Source organism: Dyella thiooxydans (genome assembly GCF_001641285.1).
In the GTDB taxonomy this organism is placed as follows: domain Bacteria; phylum Pseudomonadota; class Gammaproteobacteria; order Xanthomonadales; family Rhodanobacteraceae; genus Dyella_A; species Dyella_A thiooxydans.
This window is the reverse complement of the sequence record NZ_CP014841.1, coordinates 2,953,539-2,972,970: the sequence shown is the minus strand read 5'-3', so window position 1 is coordinate 2,972,970 and position 19,432 is coordinate 2,953,539. Positions and strand designations below refer to the sequence as shown.

Below are 19,432 nucleotides of genomic sequence, written 5' to 3'. Positions count from 1 at the left end.
GCCATCGACATCGGAGCGTCGTGCTTTCGCGACTGCAGCAAGTGGGCGGCTTGCCTTATGTAGTATTATATGATTTCGTTCCTGCCGCCCCGCGCCGAGCGCGCCGACCCGCAAGCAGGTTCGACATGACACTTACCCTTCGTGCAACGGCTCTCTGGCTGGCCGCGCTGGCGCTGCCGACCGCCGCCGCGGCAGGCGACGCCAGCCGCGCCGCGTTCGGCAAGCTGCCGGACGGCAGCGCGGTCGAGGCGGTGACACTGCGCAACGATCACGGCGTCACCGCCCGGGTGATCACCCTGGGCGCCAGCCTGCAGTCGCTGACCCTGCCCGACCGGCACGGCAAGATGGCCGACGTGGTGCTCGGCTACCCCGAGGCATCCACCTACATCACCCAGCCGCAGTACTTCGGCGCCACCGTCGGCCGCTTCGCCAATCGCATCGCGAAAGGCCGGTTCACGCTGGACGGCAAGCACTACCAGCTGCCGATCAACGACGGCCCGAACTCGCTGCATGGCGGCACCAGGGGCTTCGACAAGGTGCTGTGGACGATCACCCGGGTGAGCAAGGGGCCGGCGCCGAGCGTCACGCTGCGCTACGTCAGCCCCAACGGCGACCAAGGTTACCCCGGCACGCTCACGGTGGATGCCACCTACACGCTCGACGACAGCAACCAGCTGACCATCGACTACCGCGCCACCACCGATGCGCCGACCATCGCCAACATCAGCAACCACACCTACTGGAACCTCGGCGGCGAAGGCTCGGGGAGTGTGCTGGACGATGTGCTGACGATCCCGGCCGACCACTTCACTCCGGTCGATGCCACGCTGATCCCGACCGGCGAGTTCCGCGCCGTGGCCGGCACCGACTACGACTTCCGCCAGGGCAAGCCGATCGGGCGGGACATCCGCGACGGCAAGGAGCCGCAACTTCTGCAGGGTCGCGGCTACGACATGAACTGGGTCATCAGCCGACACAAGGCCGACAAGGCACGGGTGGTGGCGCGCGTGGCCGACCCGCACAGCGGCCGCGTGCTGAGCCTGTATTCCGCGCAGCCGGGCCTGCAGTTCTACTCGGGCAACTTCCTCGACGGCACCAGCGTCGGCAAGTCCGGCCGCATCTATCGGCAGGGTGACGCCTTCGTGCTGGAGCCGCAGATCTTCCCGGATACCCCGAACCAGCCGGCCTTCGGTTCCGCCCGGCTCGATCCGGGCCAGACCTACGACAACCGCATCGTCTACCGCTTTTCGGTGGAAGGCGCCGCACACTGATCCGACGCCCGTGCGGTCGTCGCACGGGCCGTCCACACGTGGCCGGCCACGCTCGAGCTGCCGTCGGCCCCTCCGGGAGGTTCCATGAAACACACCGTGATCGGCTTGGCGTTCGCCGTGGCCGCGACGTTCGCCCTTGCCCCGGTGCACGCCGCCGACGGCGCCCGTTGGTCGAAGCAGCAGGCGGCGGCCTGGTATGCGAAGCAGGCCTGGCCGGTCGGCAGCAACTACCTGCCGGCCAATGCCATCAACGAGCTGGAGATGTGGCAGGCGGCCACCTTCGACCCGGCCCGCATCGACACCGAGCTGGGCTGGGCGCAGCAGATGGGCATGACCACCATGCGCGTGTTCCTGCACGACCTGCTGTGGAAGCAGGATGCGGCCGGCTTCAGGCAGCGCATCGACACCTTCCTGACGATCGCCGCGAAGCACCACATCAAGCCGATCTTCGTGCTGTTCGACTCGTGCTGGGATCCCGAGCCGAAGCTCGGCCCGCAGCACCCGCCGATCCCCGGCGTGCACAACTCCGGTTGGGTGCAGTCGCCGGGCGTGGCGATGGACGACCCGCGCCAGTACCCGCGCTTCGAAGCCTACGTGAAGGACATCGTCGGCCACTTCGCCAAGGACGACCGCGTCCTGGCCTGGGACGTGTGGAACGAGCCGGACAACCCGGGTGGCGGCAACTACGACGCCAAGGAGCCGAAGGACAAGTTCCAGCACGTGTCAGAACTGCTGCCGCAGGTGTTCGCCTGGGCACGCAGCGAACACCCGACCCAGCCGCTGACCAGCGGTGTGTGGCATGACGACGACTGGAGCCCCGGCGCCAGGCTCAACGCGATCGAAAAGACCCAGCTGGAGCAGTCGGACATCATCAGCTTCCACAACTACGGCTGGCCCGAGGAATTCGAGGCGCGCGTAAAGCAGCTCAAGGCCTGGGGCCGGCCGATGATCTGCACCGAATACATGGCGCGCGGGGCCGGCTCGACCATCGACACGATCCTGCCGATCGGCAAGAAGGACGACATCGGCATGGTCAACTGGGGGTTCGTCGACGGCAAGTCGCAGACCAGGTTCCCGTGGGACTCCTGGAAGCGTCCGTACACCTTCGAGCCGCCCACCATCTGGTTCCACGATCTGCTGCACCCGGACGGCAAGCCGTACCGGGCGCGCGAGATCCAGATCATCCATGCGCTCAGCGTGGCGCCGCGTGGCGTGGTGCCCGCCGGCTACTGAGCGAAAACTGTTGACACCCCCATTGAGCGCCCCGCCGGGCGCTCTTTTTTTGCCCGGGAAACACGACGCCGCAGCGCAGCATGACAAGCGGGACGTCCTGCGGCATTGTTGGTCTTATAGTAATACAAATAGCCAAATGTCCGATTATTATCTGCAGGGCATCGGACTGGATCACAGGGTTCAGAGAGACCACGCGAAGCCACACGCCGGCGGCTATTTCCCGGAGCGGTGGCCAGCCTTCCACGTCATCGCGCGCCAACGTCCAGGGAGTTCTTCAATGAAGCGTCAGATCCTCATCTCGTGCACCGTCACGTTGCTCGCCAGCGCCATCGGTGCCTGTCTCCATCCGGCCCATGCTGCCGAAGCGACCGGTGCAGCCCTGCAGACACCTGCGGCCACTCAGCAGCATGAGCAGCAGGAGGGCGTTACGACGGCCACGACCCCGGCCAAGGTCGAACACGGCGCCAAAAGGAAGCGGCAAGCCCCGGCCGAAGTGACCAACCTGACCGGTGTAACGGTCACGTCGCCGTTGCGGGCCTCGCTGGAGAGTGCACAGGAGATCAAGCGCGACTCCAAAATGGTGGTCGACTCGGTGGTCGCAGAAGACATCGGCAAGCTGCCGGACAACAGCGTGGCCGACGCGCTGCAGCGCGTGACCGGCGTGCAGGTGGCGCAGGGCTTCCAGGGCGAGACCAGCACCGTGGTAATCCGCGGCCTGCCGAATGCGGTCACCACCTACAATGGCCGCGAAATCATCAACTCTGGTGGCCGCCAGTTCGCCTTCCAGGACCTGCCGGCATCCGCGGTGAGCGGGCTGGATGTCTACAAGTCGACCGATGCGACCATGGTCACCGGCGGCATCGCCGGCACCGTCGACATCCGCACCTTCCGTCCGTTCGATTTCGACGGCCTGCGAATGGCCGGAACCGCGACCGAGACGCACCAGAAGTACGGTGGCAAGACCGACCCGACCGCCAGCTTCCTGATCAGCAACCGCTGGAGCACCGACGCCGGTGAATTCGGTGCGCTACTCAACGCGGGTATCACGACCATGCACTACGACTACAACGTGTCGTACGTGGATGACAATCTGACCCGGGTCGCCACCGATGGCGCCGGCAATGCGATAAGGGATGCCAACGGAAACCTGGTGGTGGCGCCCAACCAGTACGGCGCGAACTACAACGTCGGCTATCGCAAGCGGCCGGAAGCCAATTACGCGCTGCAGTGGCGTCCGAACGACAGCACCGAGATGTATTTGGAAGGCGTCTACACCTACAACTCGGATCACTACAACCAGACCTACTACTTCACTGGCCCGCAGAATGTGGTGGCGCCGTCCTCGTTTACCACCGGAGGCTCATGCTTCCCGGTCGGGCTGACCACCTCGCCGTACTATGGCCAGACCATCTGCCCGCTCACCAGCGCCAGCTATACCGGCAATTACTACGCTGCCACCAGTACCCAGGCGCGCAAGGAATGGGGCCACAACATGCAGAACGCCTGGGGCGTCAAGTGGCACGGCGATCGGCTGACCCTTTCCAGCGACCTGAGTCGTACTTCATCGAGCTGGGAAGTGGACAACTTTGTCATCGACACCTACCTCGATGCCTACAACCAGCCGCTAACCACCGATTACAGCGCGCCCAACTCCTGGGGTCTTGCCGGCAATCCGCAGAACAACCCGGCCAACTACTTCCTCAACGGCCTCTACCAGCAGTGGAACAACAACAAGGCCACCCAGACCGAGTGGCAAGGCAAGGGCAACTACGACATCAACGGCAATTTCCTCGAGTCGATCGATTTCGGTCTCCGCTACGCCAAGACCGATACCCAGGCCAGCGGCGCGTTCTATGACCAGGCGCCCCCCGGCGGGGCCTATCTGGCTGGCGGTGTACCCAATCCGCAGAACAACGTGCTGGCACTGTTCGGTTCTTCCTACTTCTGCCCGATCCCGACCGACAAGGCAGTTGCCGGCGGCGCACTCAGCGGCTGCTACAACTACCTCACCGCGAACGAGAACGCGCTGCGCAACTACTACGGCATGGCCGACGGCAAGCTGCCGGCGCAGCAGGGCCAATATTTCAACATCGGTGAAAAGAGCTACTCGGCCTATGCGCAGCTGAACTACGGCGGCGAGATGTTCGGTATGTCCTACGATGGCGTGGTCGGCAGCCGGCTGGAGAAGATCCAGCGCAATCTGAATGCCTACACCTTCGACAGCGCCGACAGCGTCTACTCCCCGATCGGCCTGAATACCAGCGACCGCAACTTCCTGCCCAACGCCACCTTCAACCTGCACTTCACCGACGACCTGCAGATGCGTCTGTCGGCCGGCAAAACCATCCAGTACCCCAGCTTTTCCAGCTTGAATCCGTCGCTCACCCTGAGCCCGGCTACCGCCAATACCATTGCGACTGGCGGCGGTGGCAACGCCTATCTGAAGCCGACCAAGTCGAACAGCTATGACGCCACGCTGGAGTGGTATTTCAGCAACGTCGGCTCGCTCACCGGCGGCGTGTTCTACCACGACATCACCGGCTACATCGAGAATTACTCGTTCGAGCAGAACATCAACGGCACCACCTACCTGATCTCCGGCCCGCAGAACTCCGGCAACGGCCATCTGGAGGGTGCCGAACTGGCGTACACACAGTTCTTCAGTGGCCTGCCTGGCGCCTGGAGCGGCTTGGGTGTGCAGGCGAACTACACCTACATCAATAGCGCACTGAAGACCCCGGCACCTGATGGCAATGGCTTCATCACGACCTCGTTCCAGAACGTGTCGAAGAACAACTACAACCTGGTGTTGATGTACGAGAAGTACGGCTTCTCCGCCCGCCTGGCCTACAACTACCGCAGCGCATACCCGGAGTTCTTCCTGGCAGCGTCGAGCGTGCTCGGCCATAACGCGCAGATGTACGATCACCCGTCGAACCAGCTCGACCTCTCGCTCAGCTATGACGTCAACAAGCACGTCAGCGTGGTGCTCAACGCCACCAACCTGACCGGCGCCAACTTTCACTCCTACGCGGGTGATATCAAGGCGCTGCCGCAGGACTTGCGCTATCAGGACCGCTCGGTCGGCCTGGGCGTGCGCCTGAAGCTGTAACGACGGACCACCCGCCGGACCGCCCCCTCGGGGCGGCCGGCAGGCCACGAACGGACAAGACGATGCCGCACAACCTGGCCGCTCGCGCAGCCCTGCTGGCCGCACTGGCGACTCCCGCGGTCGCCGCCGGCGGCACTGCGCCTACCTTCGGCAACCCGCTGTTCGCTGGCGGCGATCCCTGGGTCACCCGCGTCGATGGGGTGTACTACTACTCGGCGTCCAACTGCGGCGTGGCCGACCTGTGCATCAAGCGATCGCGCAGCCTGTCCGGTCTGGCCGATGCACCGTGGATCGGCGTGTGGAGCCACGCCAGCGACAGCGACCCGAACGCCCATGAGGTATGGGCGCCGGAACTGCATCACCTCGACGGACGCTGGTACATCTATTACGCCGCCGACGATGGCTCGAACGAACACCACCGCCTGTACGTACTGGTGGCGAACTCGCCCGAAGGTCCCTATCGGCCTGCCGCCACCGGCAGACCGTTCGGCGAGTTGCTAGAAAGCACCGGCCACTGGGCAATCGACCCAGACGTGTTCACCGCGGCGGATGGCAAGCGCTACCTGACCTGGTCGTGCACCGATCACGACGACTCCACCTTTCCGCAGCGGATCTGCCTGGCGGCGCTGCGCGACCCCGCACACGTCAGCAGTCGGACGGTGGCGCTGTCCGCGCCGACCGAGCCGTGGGAAACCCGCGGCAAGCCGATCCAGGAGGGGCCGGTCGGCTACACCCGCGACGGCCACAGCTACATCACCTATTCCGCTAGCGCCAGCTGGATTCCGGACGACTATGCGGTGGGCTTGCTGAGCCTTCAGCCCGGCCGCTCGCCATTGAGTGCGGCGTCCTGGACCAAGTCCGGGCCGATTTTCGATCGCCACGGCACGGTGTACGGCCCAGGTTCGGTGGTGTTCGTACCGTCACCGGACGGAACGCAGTGGTGGAACTTCTACCACGCGATCGAGCGGCTGGATTGCGACCCGGCCTACCACTGCCGCGACATACGCATGCAACCGATGCATTTCCAGGCCGATGGCGCACCCGTGCTTGGCGTGCCGGTGGATGCCGAAACGACCTTGCCGCGGCCATCGGGCGACGATCCGCACAGGCATGAACACTGATTCGCCGCCGGCAAGCAGCACCGGAACCTGGGCGGCGGGATGCGAGACGACATGACCGAGACAAATTCAAGCAGTCGCCGCCGCGCCACGCTGGCCATCCTGTTCGGTATCGCCCTGTCCAGTGGCATGGCGCATGCGCATGACGCCGGCAGTTGGCATACGGTCTGGGCAGCCGCCATGGTGCGTTCGCCGGTACCGGCCAGCGACGTGCGCCCAACAGCGATGACGGCGCCGCGGCTGCAAAGGCAGACGCTGCGGCAGATGGTGCTGTTGAGCGCCGGCGGCTCGCGCACCCGCATCCGCATTTCCAATACGTTCGGTACGCATCCACTGCACATCGACGCGGCCAGCGTGGGGCGGTCCGCAGCCGCCGACGTGACCGGACGCCTGGATCCTGCCAGCCTGCACGCCTTGCGCTTCAGCGGTCATGTCGACCTGGTGATACCGGCCGGTGCCGTGCGTTACAGCGATCCGCTCGATTTCCCGGTGCGCAGCGGGGAAAGCCTGGGCATCAGCATATACGTCGGCGGCACGGCAGTGCCCAGTACATGGCATGTCGATGCGTTGCGCACCAACCTGATTTCCGCCCCGGGCGACTACACCGGGAAGGCCGCCATGCCGGTGGCCACCACCACCGGCGCCACACTGTGGCTTTCAGGCGTGGAGGTGCAGGCGAAAGCACCCTTGCCGGTACTGGTGGCCCTGGGCGACTCCATCACCAACGGCTTCCGCTCCACTCTTGGCGCATCGCAGGGCTACCCCGAACAACTGGCGCGTCGCCTTCGCGCCCGGGGCGAGGCCTGCCATGTCGCGGTGGTAAATGCCGGTATCGACGGCAACGAAATATCTGACCGAGACGGCGGCTACGGCCCTGGCGAAGGCATGGCCACGCGCTTCGACCGCGATGTACTCGGCCAGCAAGGCGTGCGCTTCGTGCTGTTGCTTGGCGGTGTCAACGACATCGGCGAAACCACCATGGCCCTGCGTTCGCAGGGCAAGACGCTCGACGGCCAAGCCGTCGCAACCAATGTCATCGCCGCCGAGCAGCAGATCATCGGCAGGGCGCATGCCGCCGGCTTGCGTATCTTCGGGGCGACGATCCTGCCCTTCGAGGGAACCCGGGGCGCGTACTCGTCGGCGGGTGAGCGGGCGCGGAAGCAGGTGAACGATTGGATCCTCCACCGCGCGGACTTCGACGGTGTCGTTGATTTCGATGCGGCGCTGCGCGACCCCTCGCATCCCGCCCGTATGCGCCCCGATCTCGACAGCGGCGATCACATCCATCCGAACGACAAGGGCTATGCCTCGATGGCGGCAGCGGTACCTGCCATATGGCTCGGCTGCCCGCCCTGACCAGGGCGCTGGCGTGACCGGGCCGCGGACGCCGCCGCAGTCATCGCAGTCACGCTCGCCAGGCCAGCGATCCACGGCTGAGCGGCGCCACGGACAGCAACCCCCTCGATTCGGCCGCCCCGCGCGATAGCACGCCCCGGCCCGGGCTCTGTACAGGCTTCCTTCGCTGCTGCCCTGCCCTGGCTTGAACTACGGCGTCGCCGCCTTTGTTGCCGGTGCCGGCAGCGGCACTCCCTCTTTCGCCGGCACGCCGAAATCGGGCGTGCCGTCCTTGCGCCAGCGGAACGGCTGGATGTGCGGCGCGCGCTTCGCGGTGCACTTCATGCCGGGGCCGCTGTTGGCGTGATAGATGATCCAGTCCTGCCCGTCCGGTGCCTGGAAGAAGCCATTGTGGCCGGTGGCGTAGACGCCGTGCTTCACCGATTTGGCGAACACCGGCCGGGGCGACTTGTGCCAGGCCGCGGGGTCCATCGGGTCGGCGCCGGCCGCGGCGCTGAGCAGGCCCAGTGCATAGTCGTCCGACCAGCAGGCACTGCCCGAATAGGTGAGGAACAGCTTGCCGCTCGGTCCCTGGAGGAACTCCGGCCCCTCGAGGATCTTGCGGCCGCCCTGCATCTCCCACGTGTGGGTCGGGTGCGCGATGTCGACCTGCGGACCGGTCAGCGTCCACGGGTTGGCCATGCGCGAGATCACCAGGTCGCTGTGGTCGCCGACGTAGGGCGAGTAGACGAAATACAGCTGGTCCTTGAGCGCGAACACCGTGCCGTCGATGCCGGGACGCTCGGTGGCCAGCGCGCCCTTCGACACCCAGGTACCGGTGGTCGGGTCGGCAGCACCGTTCTCCAGCACATAGATGCGGCGATGCGCATCGTCATCGTGGCCGCGTACCGAGGCCGTGTAGTAGAGGTACCACTTGCCGGCGAGCCAGTGCAGCTCCGGTGCCCACAGTGCGAACGAGCCGGGGCCGTCGTGCGGCGGGGTCCACACCGTGATCGGCGGGGCCTCGGCCAGCCGGGCGAGGTCGCGGGTCTTGCGCAGGGCGATGCGGTCACCCTCGGTGTTCATGTAGTAGTACACGCCATCGCGCTGCACCACCCACGGGTCGGGCCCGGACGGGAGCAACGGGTTGGTGTAGGTCTCGCCGGCTGGCGGGGTTGTTGCCGCCCCCGCCGCCGGGGCCGCCAGCAGCGGCAGGGTGACGGCGAGCAGGCTCGCCAGCAGGCGTCGCACCGCCGTCACCCGCGCCATCAGCGGCCGATCTCGCGCAGTCGCTTGCCGGCCATCAGGTTGCGCTCGATTTCTTCCAGCGTGGCGCCCTTGGTTTCCGGCACCAGCCAGAACGTGAAGACGATAAACACTGCATTGAAGGCGGCATACAGCCAGAAGGTGCGCGCCTCGCCGATGCCGTTGAGCAGCGGCAGGAACGACCAGCCGACGATGGCGTTGGCCACCCAGTTGGTGAGGGTGGAGCAGCCGATGCCGAAGTCGCGCCCCTTCAGCGGCTGGATCTCCGAGCACAGCGTCCAGATCAGCGGGCCGGCCGACATCGCGAAGCCGACGATGAAGATCAGCAGCATGGCGACGGTGAAGAACTGCTCGGCATGGGTGTGGATGCCCAGGTGCATCATCGTGCCGACCACGCCCAGGCCGATCGTCATCACCACGAAACCGGCGTAGAGGATCGGCTTGCGGCCGAGCCTGTCGACGAAGGCGATGGCGATGAAGGTGGCCAGCACGTTGACCAGGCCGACGATGGCGGTGAACCACAGCTGCGACTCGGTGTTGTAGCCCATGCCCTCGAAGATGCGCGGGGCGTAGTACATCACCACGTTCATGCCGGTCAGCTGCTGCATCACCTGCAGCAGCACGCCCAGGCCCACCGAGCGGCGGAAATTGGCGTTCTGGAAGAACATGTGCACGCCGCGCTGCGGCACCTTGAGCTGTTCCTCGATGTCGCTCAGCTCCTTGTTGATCTCCACCGGGTTGCCGCGCAGCTTGAGCAACACCTGCTCGGCCTCGGCACGACGGCCGCGCATCATCAGCCAGCGCGGGCTGTACGGCAGGAAGAACACGCCGAGCAGGAACAGCGCGCCGGGGACCGCGATGATGCCGAGCATCCAGCGCCAGTTGCCCGAGTAGCTGAACGCCGTATCGGACAGGAAGGCGACCAGGATGCCGATGGTGATCATCAGCTGGTACAGCGAGATCATCGCGCCGCGGATCTGCTCCGGCGCGATCTCGGCCAGGTACAGCGGCGCGGTGAAGCTGGCCAGGCCGATCGCCACGCCGAGGATGAAGCGGCCGACGATCAGCACCTCCGGATTCCAGGCCATGCCGCAGAGGATCGAGCCGGCCACGAACAGCACCGCACCGAGGATCAGCGAGCGCTTGCGGCCGAGGTGGCCGGACAGCCAGCCGGCGACCATCGCGCCGACCGCAGCGCCGATCATCATGAAGCTGACGATCAGGCCGATGGTGGAATCGCTGACGGCGAATTCCTTCTGGATGAATTGCTGGGCGCCGGAGATCACACCGATATCCAGACCGAACATCAGGCCCGCAAGGGCGGCAAGGATACAGACGAAGATGGCAGTGGCCTTGGAATGACCGACGGCAGGTTGGGCAACGGAATTCATGGCGGGCTTCCTGCGGGAAGGGATGACACGTTGAGATTCAACCGGAGGCGGCAAGTGCCCCGGGGCGACCGGCAAAACGGGGTTCGCGCAGTCCCTGCGCGCCGACGCGCGAACGAAACAGGGCGCCGGCCCGGGGCTCGGCGATCAGCGTGGCGTCGGAGAGACCTTCGCGGGCACTGGTGACGTACAGCGTGTCCAGTTGCGCACCGCCGAAAGCCGCCCGGGTAGGTTGGCTTGCCGGAAGCGGCAGCACACGGAGCACTGCACCATCCGGCGTGTAGCAGACCACCCGGCCGCGTCCCCACTGCGCGCTCCACAGGTTGCCCTCGGCGTCCACGCAGGAGCCGTCGGGCTCGCCGGTGTCACCGTCGACGCGGGCGAACAGGCGCGGCGGACCCAATGTGTCGCCGTAGTCGCAGCAGTGGATCTGCCGGGTCAGCGAGTCGCAGAAGTACATGGTCCCGCCGTCGGGACTGAAGGCGATGGAGTTGCTGATCGCCACGCCGGGCAGGTCCAGCTTCTCCAGCGCCAGCGCCGCATCCAGTCGCCAGAAGCCACCGACCGCTTGCTTGGCGCCGGACGTCGGCTCATGCAGCGTGCCGAACACGAAGCGGCCCTGGCGGTCGCAGCCGCCGTCGTTGCTGCGCGTGGCCATGCCGGGCTCGACGGCGTGCAGCGGCTCGAGATGGCCGTCGTCCAGGCGGAAGAACGCCAGCCGCGAAGCGAGCGCCAGCAGCAGCCAGCCGTCGTCCTCGCACAATGCGAACGAGGCCAGCCGCTCGGGCATCGCCCAGGTCTGCAGGGTGTCGCTGTCGGGATGCCAGCGGTACAGCGTGGCCTGCGGGATGTCGGTCCAGAACAGCGACTGCGCGCGGTCGCACCAGACGATGCCCTCGCCCAGCGTGTTGCCGACATCCATCACCGGCTGCATCGCGGGCAGCAGCCGTACCCCGCTCATACCCATCCGCCGTCCACGATGAAATCCTGGCCGGTGCACATGCGGCTGTCGTCGGCGGCGAGGAACAGCGCCATGCGCGCCAGGTCGTCGGCCATCAGGTAGCCCGGCATGCACTGCACGCGGCGGATCTCGGCCTCGCCCTCGGCATCCAGCCACAGCGCGCGCTGCTTCTCGGTGATCACCCAGCCGGGGATCAGCCCGTTGATGCGGATGTGCTGCCGGCCCAGCTCGCGCGCCATGCCGTTGACGAAGCCGCGCACGGCCGCCTTGGCCATCGCGTACAGCGGGTAGCCGCCGTTCTTCTTCATCCAGCCGGTGGAGCCCAGGCAGATGATCGAGCCGCCGCCCAGCGCCTGCATGTCCGGCAGCACCGCCTGCGTGGCGAACACCTGGTGGCGCAGGTTCACCGCCACGTTGCGCTCGAAGCCGGCCACGTCGATCTCGGCCAGTGCGTGACGCACGTCGTTGGCGGCGTTGTTGACCAGCACCGTGATCGGCCCGATGTGCGTGCGTGCCGTGGCGACCGCAGCCTGCAGCGCGCCCACGTCGGTGAGGTCGCAGTGCAGGTAGACCGGTGCGTGCGGCACGTCGGCCAGGCCGGCCAGCACCTGTCGCGCGCCGGCGTCGTCGACATCGAGGAAGGCCACGCGCGCGCCCTGGCGGGCGAAATGTTCGACGAAGCCGGCGCCGATGCCACTGGCGCCGCCGGTGATCAGCACGCTGCGATCGACCAGGCTGGGATACGAAGCAAAGGAGGACATCAGGGGCTTCCGGAGGCGGAGGAGGGCGCGGCGTCGCGGCGCATCACCATTCGGCGACGCTGCCGTCGGCATGGCGCCACAGCGGATTGCGCCAGCGGTGGCCGACCTCGGCCCGCTCGGCCACGTAGGTCTCGTTCACCTCGATGCCCAGGCCGGGGCCGTCGGGAATGGTCACGTAGCCGTCCTCGTAGGCGAACACGCCGCGGTCGGTGACGTAGTCGAGCAGGTCGTTCGCTGCGTTGTAGTGGATGCCCAGGCTCTGCTCCTGGATGAAGGCGTTGTGGCACACGCCGTCCAGCTGCAGGTTCGCCGCCAGCGCGATCGGGCCCAGCGGGCAATGCAGTGCCAGCGCCACGTCGTAGGCTTCGGCCATCGCCGCGATCTTGCGCGTCTCGGTGATGCCGCCCGCGTGCGAGGGGTCGGGCTGGATGATGTCCACGCCGCCCATCTGCAGCACGCGCTTGAAGTCGTAGCGCGAGTACAGCCGCTCGCCCAGCGCGATCGGCGCCGGCGACAGCGAGGCCAGTTCCGGCAGGGCCTCGAGGTGGTCGGACAGCACCGGTTCCTCGATGAACATCAGTTTGTACGGCGCCAGCTCGCGCATCAGCACCTTGGCCATCGGCTTGTGCACGCGACCGTGGAAGTCCAGGCCCAGGCCGACCTCCGGACCCACCGCGTCGCGCACCGCCTGCACGTTCTCCAGCAGGCGGGTGACCTTGTCGTAGGTGTCGACGAAGTGCAGCTCTTCGGTGGCGTTCATCTTCACCGCGGTGAAGCCGCGCTCCACCGCCGCCCTGGCCGCGCGGGCGGTGTCGCCCGGGCGGTCGCCGCCGATCCACGAGTAGACGCGGATGCGGTCGCGCACGCGGCCGCCGAGCAGCTCGTGCACCGGCACGCCCAGCGCCTTGCCCTTGATGTCCCACAGCGCCTGGTCGATGCCCGCGATCGCGCTCATCAGGATCGGACCGCCGCGGTAGAAGCCGCCGCGGTACATCACGTTCCACAGGTCCTCGACCCGGCGCGGGTCCTGCCCGACCAGGTAATCCGACAGCTCGTCCACGGCCGCCGCCACGGTGTGCGCGCGCCCTTCGACGACCGGTTCGCCCCAGCCCACGACGCCGGCATCGGTCTCGATGCGCACGAAGCACCAGCGCGGTGGCACCAGGTACGTGGTGAGTCGGGTGATCTTCATGCGGCGCTTTCCTGGGGCGGTGTGGCAAGGGCGGCCCACGCGTCGGCAAACCGGCGGGCCCGTCGTTCGATTTCGGTAGCGTCGAGGCCCGGGGCGAACAGCGCCGAGCCGATGCCGAAGCCCTGCGCACCGGCGGCGACCCACGGCGCCATGGTGTCGGGCGCGATGCCTCCGACCGGCAGCACCGGCAGGTCCGGCGGCAGCACGGCGCGCCAGGCCTTGAGCACCTTCGGCGAGGCCTGCTCGGCGGGGAATAGCTTCAGTCCGTCGGCACCGGCGGCGATCGCGGCGAAGGCTTCGGTCGGCGTCGCCACGCCGGGCACGCAGACCAGTCCGCGGGCCTTGGCGGCGCGGATCACCACGGTGTCGGCATGCGGCATCACGATCAGCCGGCCACCGGCCGCGGCGACCTCGTCGACCTGCGCCGGCGTCATCACGGTGCCGGCGCCCACCAGGTAGCCGTCGCCCAGCGCATCGACCAGCCGGCGGATGCTGTCGTACGGCCGCGGCGAATTCAGCGGCACCTCGAGCACGCGGAACCCGGCGCTGGCCAGCGCCTGGCCAATGGCCACGGATTCCTCCGGCAGCAGGCCGCGCAGGATCGCCACCAGCGGCAGCGGGGTGAGCCAGGGGGTCAGCATGAGCGGGCCTCCTTCGGCACCACGACGAGAGGATCGGCCACCCGTCCGGCGGCGACAGCAAGCTGCCAGAGCCCTGCGGCGACGATGTCGGCCAACGGCTCGGCAAAGCAAAGATCGAAATGCACGGCGGCGGCGCGGTAGCGCGCACAGAGCGCTGCATCGCCGATCAGCTGGATCGGCGCGTCAGTACCGAAGCGGCCGCTGGCGAGCTGCGCGCGCAGCTCCTCGCCGAGCAGCAGGCCGGAGAGGTAATCCGGCACCGCGGACGGCGCCAGCGCGCCGTCGAGCATCAGCGCGCGGGCGGAGAACAGCCGCGACAGACCGCCGGCCGCACCGCTGTCGCGGGCGGCGATCACGCCACGCGCGAACGCCTCCGGATCCGCCGCGCCTTCGCCGATGCCGGCGCCGAGGATCGAGTGCCGGCGCAGCAGCGCGAACAGCTCGCCGGTCATCGCGGTGCTGAAATCGACCACGGCGCCGTCGCGCACGCTGGCCCACTTGCTGTGCGTCCCGGGCAGCACGAACGTCGCATGCGCCGCCAGCGACGGATCGCGGGCCAGCGCGCCGAACAGCTGGGTCTCCTCGCCGCGCATCACGTCCGGACCGCGCGGGTTGCGCAGGCCGGGCACCAGGTACAGCGCCCCACCGTCGCCGGCAGCAAACGGATGCAGCGCACGCCCCAGCGCGGCGGCGTCGGCCGGCAGGTCCAGGTACGGCACCTCGCACCAGCCGTTGCGGCTGCCGACCATGCCGCAGGCCAACCGCGGCAGTGCGGGCCAGCCGGCGGTGACGTCGGCCAGTGCGGCGTCGAAGCCGCCCTCCGGCAACTGGCGGATGCCCCACGGACGCGCTCGCACCTCGGCCACCGCGCCATCGGCATCGAGCCGGTAGGCGCGCAGGCTGCTGGTGCCCCAGTCGAGTCCGATCAGGCCCGCCATGCGCTCAGGCCTTCGCCTTGCGGTGGCGGCGGATGTTGCTGCGCGAGTCGGCCACCATCTTCTGCATCGCCTGACGGGCCACTTCGGGCTGCCGCCGGCGGATCGCCTCGTACACCTTCTGATGGTGCGGCAGCGAATACTTGAAATTGCTGGCGGTGCTCGCCGACAGCGCGAAGTAGGTGCCCAGCGCGGTCTCGATCACCGAGAACAGCGAGATCATCAGCTCGTTGTTGGTGGCGTGCAGCACCGCCTCGTGGAAGGCGAGGTCGGCCGAGGTCCATTCATCGAGGTTCCTGGCCGCGGCCATCGCCTCGTAGGCGGTTTCCACCGCGACCAGTTGTTCCGCCGTGCGCCGGCGCGCGGCGGCGGCGGCCGCCGCCGGCTCGATGATCTCGCGCATCTCCACCAGCTTCTCGACGAAGTCCTCGGTGGGCATCGACTCGCAGCGCCAGGCCAGCACGTCGGCGTCGAGCTGGTTCCAGTGGATCGTCTCGCGTACCCGGGTGCCGGTCTTCTGCCGCGATTCGATCAGACCCTTGGCCGAGAGCACCTTCATCGCCTCGCGCAGTGCCGTGCGGCTCATGCTCATGCGCTCGGCCAGCAGCTCCTCGCGCGGCAGGCTCTGGCCCGGTTTGATCTCGCCGCTGACGATCAGCCTGCCCAGCTCATGGATCACCTGGCCATGCAGATTGCGCGTGGCGATCGGCTTCACCATTGGCTGCCTCCTTGTCGGTTGTCGTGGGCCCTGGCGTAGCGGCGGGTGTCTGGACGGGTGACGATGGTCGCTCGGCACGATGTGCCGGAGGTCATCGTCTATTTGTAGTACTTTTACCTCATATCTTCGCGAATGGGTAGCGCCGGATCGAGCTTCGTCGCCCCGGATCACGATGGTCCGACGGGCTTGTGCGGCGCAAAAAAGCCAGACCACCGCCTCACCTCCGTCGAAGAGCCGAGGTCGACGCCATGTGTCGCGGGTGCACACGTTCCGACGGCAGCCGGCTTGTCGGTGCTGATGAAACCCATCGCGTGCAGCGCCCCCCTTCGCGCACCGCTGGCGGATGCCGGTGAGCCCGACGCCGCGGCCCATGACAGGGCCGCCATCCCCCTGGTGTCCGCCGCATTCTGTCATGGCCCACGGCACGCGCCCGTCCCTCGGCGCGGGCAGACCAATAATCGCAAGCGGGGCTGATCAATTTCGTAATGAAGCGCCTCTAGGGTGCCGGGACGTTTCCGCGTAGGTTGGTCGGGCGCGTCTCCGGAGGGTCCTTCGCCGCAAGGTCCGACGCCGGCCTGACGCTTGGCGGATCGGGGCGAACCCCCGGATTCCGGTGGACGTCGAAGCCGGGATCTTCCACGGCCTGCGTCCCGCGGACGCACCACTCCAGGAACGGGAACCCACCGCATGAGACGCTGGCTGAGAAGTGCACTGCTGTTGTCGACCCTGATCGCCGCTGTCGCTGCGGCCGGTGCGCAGGAAGTCGCCCCCACCCCGCCCATGGGCTGGAACAGCTGGGACGCCTACGGTTTCACCATCGACGAAGCGGGGTTCAAGGCCAATGTCTCGGAACTGGCCAAACTGCACGCCTACGGCTGGACCTATGCCGTGATCGACGAAGGCTGGTACATGGGCGATCCGCTCGGCGACAGCCTGCGCCATCGCGACTACGCCCTGGACGCGCACGGCCTGCTGGTGCCTTCGGCGAAGCGCTTCCCCTCCTCGGTCGACGGCCAGGGCTTCAAGGCGCTCGCCGACTGGGTGCATGCGCACGGCCTGAAGTTCGGCATCCATATCGTGCGCGGCATCCCCCGGCAGGCGGTGGACGCGAACCTGCCGATCGCCGGATCCCGCTTCCACGCACAGGACGCCGCCGATACGGCCGACACCTGCCCGTGGGACGACGGCGACTACGGTGTGCGCGACAACGCGGCAGGCCAGGCCTATTACGATTCGATGCTGGCGCTGTACGCCCATTGGGGTGTGGATTTCCTCAAGGTCGACTGCATCGCCGATCACCCCTACCGCATCAGCGAAATCCGCCAGATCGCGGCGGCGATCACGAAGACCGGGCGCCCCATCGTGCTCAGCCTGTCGCCCGGCCCCACCCAGCTTTCCCATGCCGCGGAGATCCGCCAGTACGGCCAGATGTGGCGCATCTCCAACGACGTGTGGGACGGCTGGACGTTCGTGCATGAGCATCCCGGCGATGATTTCCCCATGGGCGTGCGCAATATCTTCGATCGCCTGCCGCCATGGGCCGGTCAGGCCCGCGATGGCCGCTGGCCCGATGCCGACATGCTGCCGTTCGGCGAGCTCGCGCCGCATCCGGGGTGGGGCGAACCCCGTCATTCCCGCCTGACGCTGGACGAGGAGCGCACGCAACTGACCCTGCTCGCCATCGCGCGCTCGCCGCTGATCCTCGGCGCCAATCTGACCCGGCTGGACGATGCCACGCGCGCGTTGATCACCAACAAGGACGTCATCGCGGTCGATCAGCACAGCCACGACAATCATCCGCTCGAACACCTGCCGGCCGGCTTCGGACAGGTACGCGTGTGGGCGGCATCCGGCAAGGCCGGCGAACGCTACCTGGCCGTGTTCAACCTTGATGACAAGCCGCTGAGCCTGCAAGCGACTTGGCGTCAGTTGGGCCTGACTTCGGGCAAGCATGCGGCCCGCGAACTCTGGAGCGGCGATCGTCTGCCGACCTCCGACCACCTGCCGATCCGGCTGCCGGCGCACGGGTGCGCGCTGTACTCGGTCGAATAGGGTTGGCCAGGGATGTGGTGGCCCACCAACATTCGAATAGGTGGATAAGGAGCCTTATTTGAACGCGTTTCCTTTGGGGTTTTCGGCACTGTTGCCCCCAAAGTTGCCCCCTGCACTAGTACATTGGCGACGCCCTTTCGCCACATCTATCGCTACAGTCGGCCGAGTGCGGCAGCGCCGTGGAAGAGGGGGGCTGCTGGGCGTAGTCGAAGCTGATTAGCTCCGAAGCCGGCACTAGGGCTTTGTTCGCCGAATTGCTGCTGGCAGACCAGTCAAACCTTTATCCAACCCTTTAGGTTGGACGACGTTGTCCTGCCGGCTACATCTTTCGCGGTCTCGGACACTATCTGTTCTAGGCGTTCGATCTGTTGGTGCGTCAATTTTTCGACGGCAACGTTCATCGACTGTCTGACGGCCTTAGTTGATGAGACTTCGAATGGTGTGCTTCGAAGCTGTTCCGCTTGGTCATGTGCAAACATGTGGCACTCCTAGCTGTTCAGTCCGGCAGGGTAGTAGTGCTTACGGGCTACCCACTTGAAGCCGTTGTGCTTGGTGATCGCGGCCAGATCAATCGGCTTGGCGACGGTCGATGGGCCGGGCGAGAAGCGCACGTACCCACACGTAACCTCAATCAAGTAGTGGACCATGTCCACCGCGTCCTGTATCGGCATCGCTCCGTTGATCAGGGGCTCCATGCTGGCGAGCAAGGTTTGTGCCACTGACCGATCCACGCCAGCCTGCGTGAGTCGCTCTTCGATCTGTCTGGAGTAACCGAATAGGACGCGTTGAATCGGCTCTCGCTCACCCTCCCAGAGGCAATCCCAAGGGGCCTCTGGGGGCACCATCTTTTCAGCCTGCACCCCCTGAGGGGTGAGCAGCATCTTCCAGACCTCGGCGCTATCCGAGCCACTTGAGTATCCGCCGATTATGAAGCCGAGAGGGGCCGCATCCTCTCGGCCGCCTAGCTCGGGTTCATATAGTTCGTCAAAGTAGAACTTCCTGAAGCGATCCACCACCTGTTCGACAGTGAACCCGGTCGGATCTATCCGCCAGTTCGGATCGTCAGACTTCAGCCTGTCTCGAAGATCGTTCGCCAAGCTCGAGACCGAACGATTCTTTAGCATCGCGGCTCCGAACGTTAGCGCACCGACTGGCAGCCCTTTTACATGCATCAGCTTTTCGGTGTTCAGATACGTGTTGTGATACGTATTCGAGACGGAGAGAGTGGTTGCGCTATCAGCACCCATCACCAAGCCGTCCCCCACCTTCAAGGCGACCACTATCGTCACACCCCCTCCCCCAAGCTCCGCAAGTTGCGGATCGCTCCCTGACGTTGTCGGCAGAGGATAGGCTCCCTTGAGACGTCTTAGCAACGCGGGGGCGTGGAGGTTATGCGCCTCAATTTGAGCCCCGCGCATCGGTTCCGCCTGGACGTTCCGTGCCGGCTGG

The 19,432-nt window shown here is 66.6% G+C and carries 15 protein-coding genes; 6 read left to right on the top strand and 9 right to left on the bottom strand.

The genetic code is table 11. The features are described from left to right. Positions 1–125: 125 nt before the first annotated feature. The 5 genes from ATSB10_RS13505 to ATSB10_RS13485 all read left to right on the top strand — a co-directional run bounded on the left by ATSB10_RS13505 (position 126) and on the right by ATSB10_RS13485 (position 8,090). Positions 126–1,271, top strand: a complete 1,146-nt coding sequence (locus ATSB10_RS13505) for an aldose epimerase family protein (protein ID WP_063673296.1) — start codon at positions 126–128, stop codon at positions 1,269–1,271. Between the two features lie 84 nt (positions 1,272–1,355). Continuing rightward, the gene (locus ATSB10_RS13500; RefSeq protein ID WP_063673295.1) at positions 1,356–2,504 is read left to right on the top strand and encodes a cellulase family glycosylhydrolase; all 1,149 of its coding nucleotides are present in this window, start codon (positions 1,356–1,358) and stop codon (positions 2,502–2,504) included. Between the two features lie 277 nt (positions 2,505–2,781). Beyond that, entirely contained in the window at positions 2,782–5,616 is a 2,835-nt protein-coding gene (locus ATSB10_RS13495; RefSeq protein ID WP_063673294.1) for a TonB-dependent receptor, read from the top strand. 62 nt (positions 5,617–5,678) lie between these two features. Further along, positions 5,679–6,737, top strand: a complete 1,059-nt coding sequence (locus tag ATSB10_RS13490; RefSeq protein WP_063673293.1) for a glycoside hydrolase family 43 protein — start codon at positions 5,679–5,681, stop codon at positions 6,735–6,737. A gap of 126 nt (positions 6,738–6,863) precedes the next feature. Beyond that, positions 6,864–8,090 carry an SGNH/GDSL hydrolase family protein gene (locus ATSB10_RS13485; protein WP_169816718.1) on the top strand — a complete coding sequence of 409 codons (1,227 nt, stop codon included), beginning with the start codon at positions 6,864–6,866 and terminating at the stop codon, positions 8,088–8,090. A gap of 189 nt (positions 8,091–8,279) precedes the next feature. Here the strand turns inward: ATSB10_RS13485 and ATSB10_RS13480 are convergent, their stop codons facing one another. From ATSB10_RS13480 to ATSB10_RS13445, 8 genes are read right to left on the bottom strand one after another with little or no spacing between them, the layout of a single operon-like run. Next, positions 8,280–9,338 (bottom strand): glycoside hydrolase family 43 protein, encoded by a 1,059-nt coding sequence (locus tag ATSB10_RS13480; protein ID WP_083966220.1) that lies wholly within the window; start codon positions 9,336–9,338, stop codon positions 8,280–8,282. Beyond that, positions 9,338–10,726: a sugar porter family MFS transporter gene (locus ATSB10_RS13475; RefSeq protein WP_063673291.1), complete on the bottom strand. Its 1,389-nt coding sequence runs from the start codon at positions 10,724–10,726 to the stop codon at positions 9,338–9,340. Before ATSB10_RS13475 ends, ATSB10_RS13480 begins: the two co-directional genes overlap by 1 nt. 37 nt (positions 10,727–10,763) lie before the next feature. Further along, positions 10,764–11,684 (bottom strand): SMP-30/gluconolactonase/LRE family protein, encoded by a 921-nt coding sequence (locus ATSB10_RS13470; protein ID WP_083966219.1) that lies wholly within the window; start codon positions 11,682–11,684, stop codon positions 10,764–10,766. Then, entirely contained in the window at positions 11,681–12,445 is a 765-nt protein-coding gene (locus ATSB10_RS13465; RefSeq protein WP_063673289.1) for an SDR family NAD(P)-dependent oxidoreductase, read from the bottom strand. Before ATSB10_RS13465 ends, ATSB10_RS13470 begins: the two co-directional genes overlap by 4 nt. A gap of 43 nt (positions 12,446–12,488) precedes the next feature. Further along, positions 12,489–13,637 (bottom strand): galactonate dehydratase, encoded by a 1,149-nt coding sequence (dgoD, locus tag ATSB10_RS13460; protein WP_063673288.1) that lies wholly within the window; start codon positions 13,635–13,637, stop codon positions 12,489–12,491. Next, entirely contained in the window at positions 13,634–14,278 is a 645-nt protein-coding gene (locus tag ATSB10_RS13455) for a 2-dehydro-3-deoxy-6-phosphogalactonate aldolase (RefSeq protein ID WP_063673287.1), read from the bottom strand. Before ATSB10_RS13455 ends, dgoD begins: the two co-directional genes overlap by 4 nt. Further along, on the bottom strand, positions 14,272–15,207 hold the full coding sequence (locus ATSB10_RS13450; RefSeq protein WP_425478204.1) for a 2-dehydro-3-deoxygalactonokinase: 936 nt from the start codon (positions 15,205–15,207) through the stop codon (positions 14,272–14,274). The genes ATSB10_RS13455 and ATSB10_RS13450 overlap by 7 nt, the downstream gene beginning before the upstream one ends. A gap of 13 nt (positions 15,208–15,220) precedes the next feature. Next, complete coding sequence (locus tag ATSB10_RS13445; protein ID WP_063673285.1) at positions 15,221–15,931, bottom strand: FadR/GntR family transcriptional regulator; 711 nt, start codon at positions 15,929–15,931, stop codon at positions 15,221–15,223. A gap of 687 nt (positions 15,932–16,618) precedes the next feature. Between ATSB10_RS13445 and ATSB10_RS13440 the strand changes: the two genes are divergently transcribed. Continuing rightward, positions 16,619–17,983, top strand: coding sequence for a glycoside hydrolase family 27 protein (locus ATSB10_RS13440; protein ID WP_063673284.1), 1,365 nt, complete (start codon positions 16,619–16,621; stop codon positions 17,981–17,983). A 488-nt stretch (positions 17,984–18,471) separates the two neighbouring features. On the opposite strand, the gene ATSB10_RS13435 is transcribed toward ATSB10_RS13440, so the two are convergent. Next, a complete protein-coding gene (locus ATSB10_RS13435; RefSeq protein WP_157469250.1) occupies positions 18,472–19,401 on the bottom strand; it encodes a hypothetical protein in 930 nt (309 codons plus the stop codon). Positions 19,402–19,432: the final 31 nt, after the last annotated feature.

What these genes read in the sequence shown, in the direction of transcription:
- ATSB10_RS13455 (WP_063673287.1), bottom strand. Translation starts at nt 14,278, where the DNA reads ATGCTGACCCCCTGGCTCACCCCGCTGCCGCTGGTGGCGATCCTGCGC.
- ATSB10_RS13495 (WP_063673294.1), top strand. Translation starts at nt 2,782, where the DNA reads ATGAAGCGTCAGATCCTCATCTCGTGCACCGTCACGTTGCTCGCCAGC.
- ATSB10_RS13445 (WP_063673285.1), bottom strand. Translation starts at nt 15,931, where the DNA reads ATGGTGAAGCCGATCGCCACGCGCAATCTGCATGGCCAGGTGATCCAT.
- ATSB10_RS13440 (WP_063673284.1), top strand. Translation starts at nt 16,619, where the DNA reads ATGAGACGCTGGCTGAGAAGTGCACTGCTGTTGTCGACCCTGATCGCC.
- ATSB10_RS13435 (WP_157469250.1), bottom strand. Translation starts at nt 19,401, where the DNA reads ATGCGCGGGGCTCAAATTGAGGCGCATAACCTCCACGCCCCCGCGTTG.
- ATSB10_RS13500 (WP_063673295.1), top strand. Translation starts at nt 1,356, where the DNA reads ATGAAACACACCGTGATCGGCTTGGCGTTCGCCGTGGCCGCGACGTTC.
- ATSB10_RS13485 (WP_169816718.1), top strand. Translation starts at nt 6,864, where the DNA reads ATGGCGCATGCGCATGACGCCGGCAGTTGGCATACGGTCTGGGCAGCC.
- ATSB10_RS13465 (WP_063673289.1), bottom strand. Translation starts at nt 12,445, where the DNA reads ATGTCCTCCTTTGCTTCGTATCCCAGCCTGGTCGATCGCAGCGTGCTG.
- dgoD (WP_063673288.1), bottom strand. Translation starts at nt 13,637, where the DNA reads ATGAAGATCACCCGACTCACCACGTACCTGGTGCCACCGCGCTGGTGC.
- ATSB10_RS13480 (WP_083966220.1), bottom strand. Translation starts at nt 9,338, where the DNA reads ATGGCGCGGGTGACGGCGGTGCGACGCCTGCTGGCGAGCCTGCTCGCC.
- ATSB10_RS13475 (WP_063673291.1), bottom strand. Translation starts at nt 10,726, where the DNA reads ATGAATTCCGTTGCCCAACCTGCCGTCGGTCATTCCAAGGCCACTGCC.
- ATSB10_RS13505 (WP_063673296.1), top strand. Translation starts at nt 126, where the DNA reads ATGACACTTACCCTTCGTGCAACGGCTCTCTGGCTGGCCGCGCTGGCG.
- ATSB10_RS13470 (WP_083966219.1), bottom strand. Translation starts at nt 11,684, where the DNA reads ATGAGCGGGGTACGGCTGCTGCCCGCGATGCAGCCGGTGATGGATGTC.
- ATSB10_RS13490 (WP_063673293.1), top strand. Translation starts at nt 5,679, where the DNA reads ATGCCGCACAACCTGGCCGCTCGCGCAGCCCTGCTGGCCGCACTGGCG.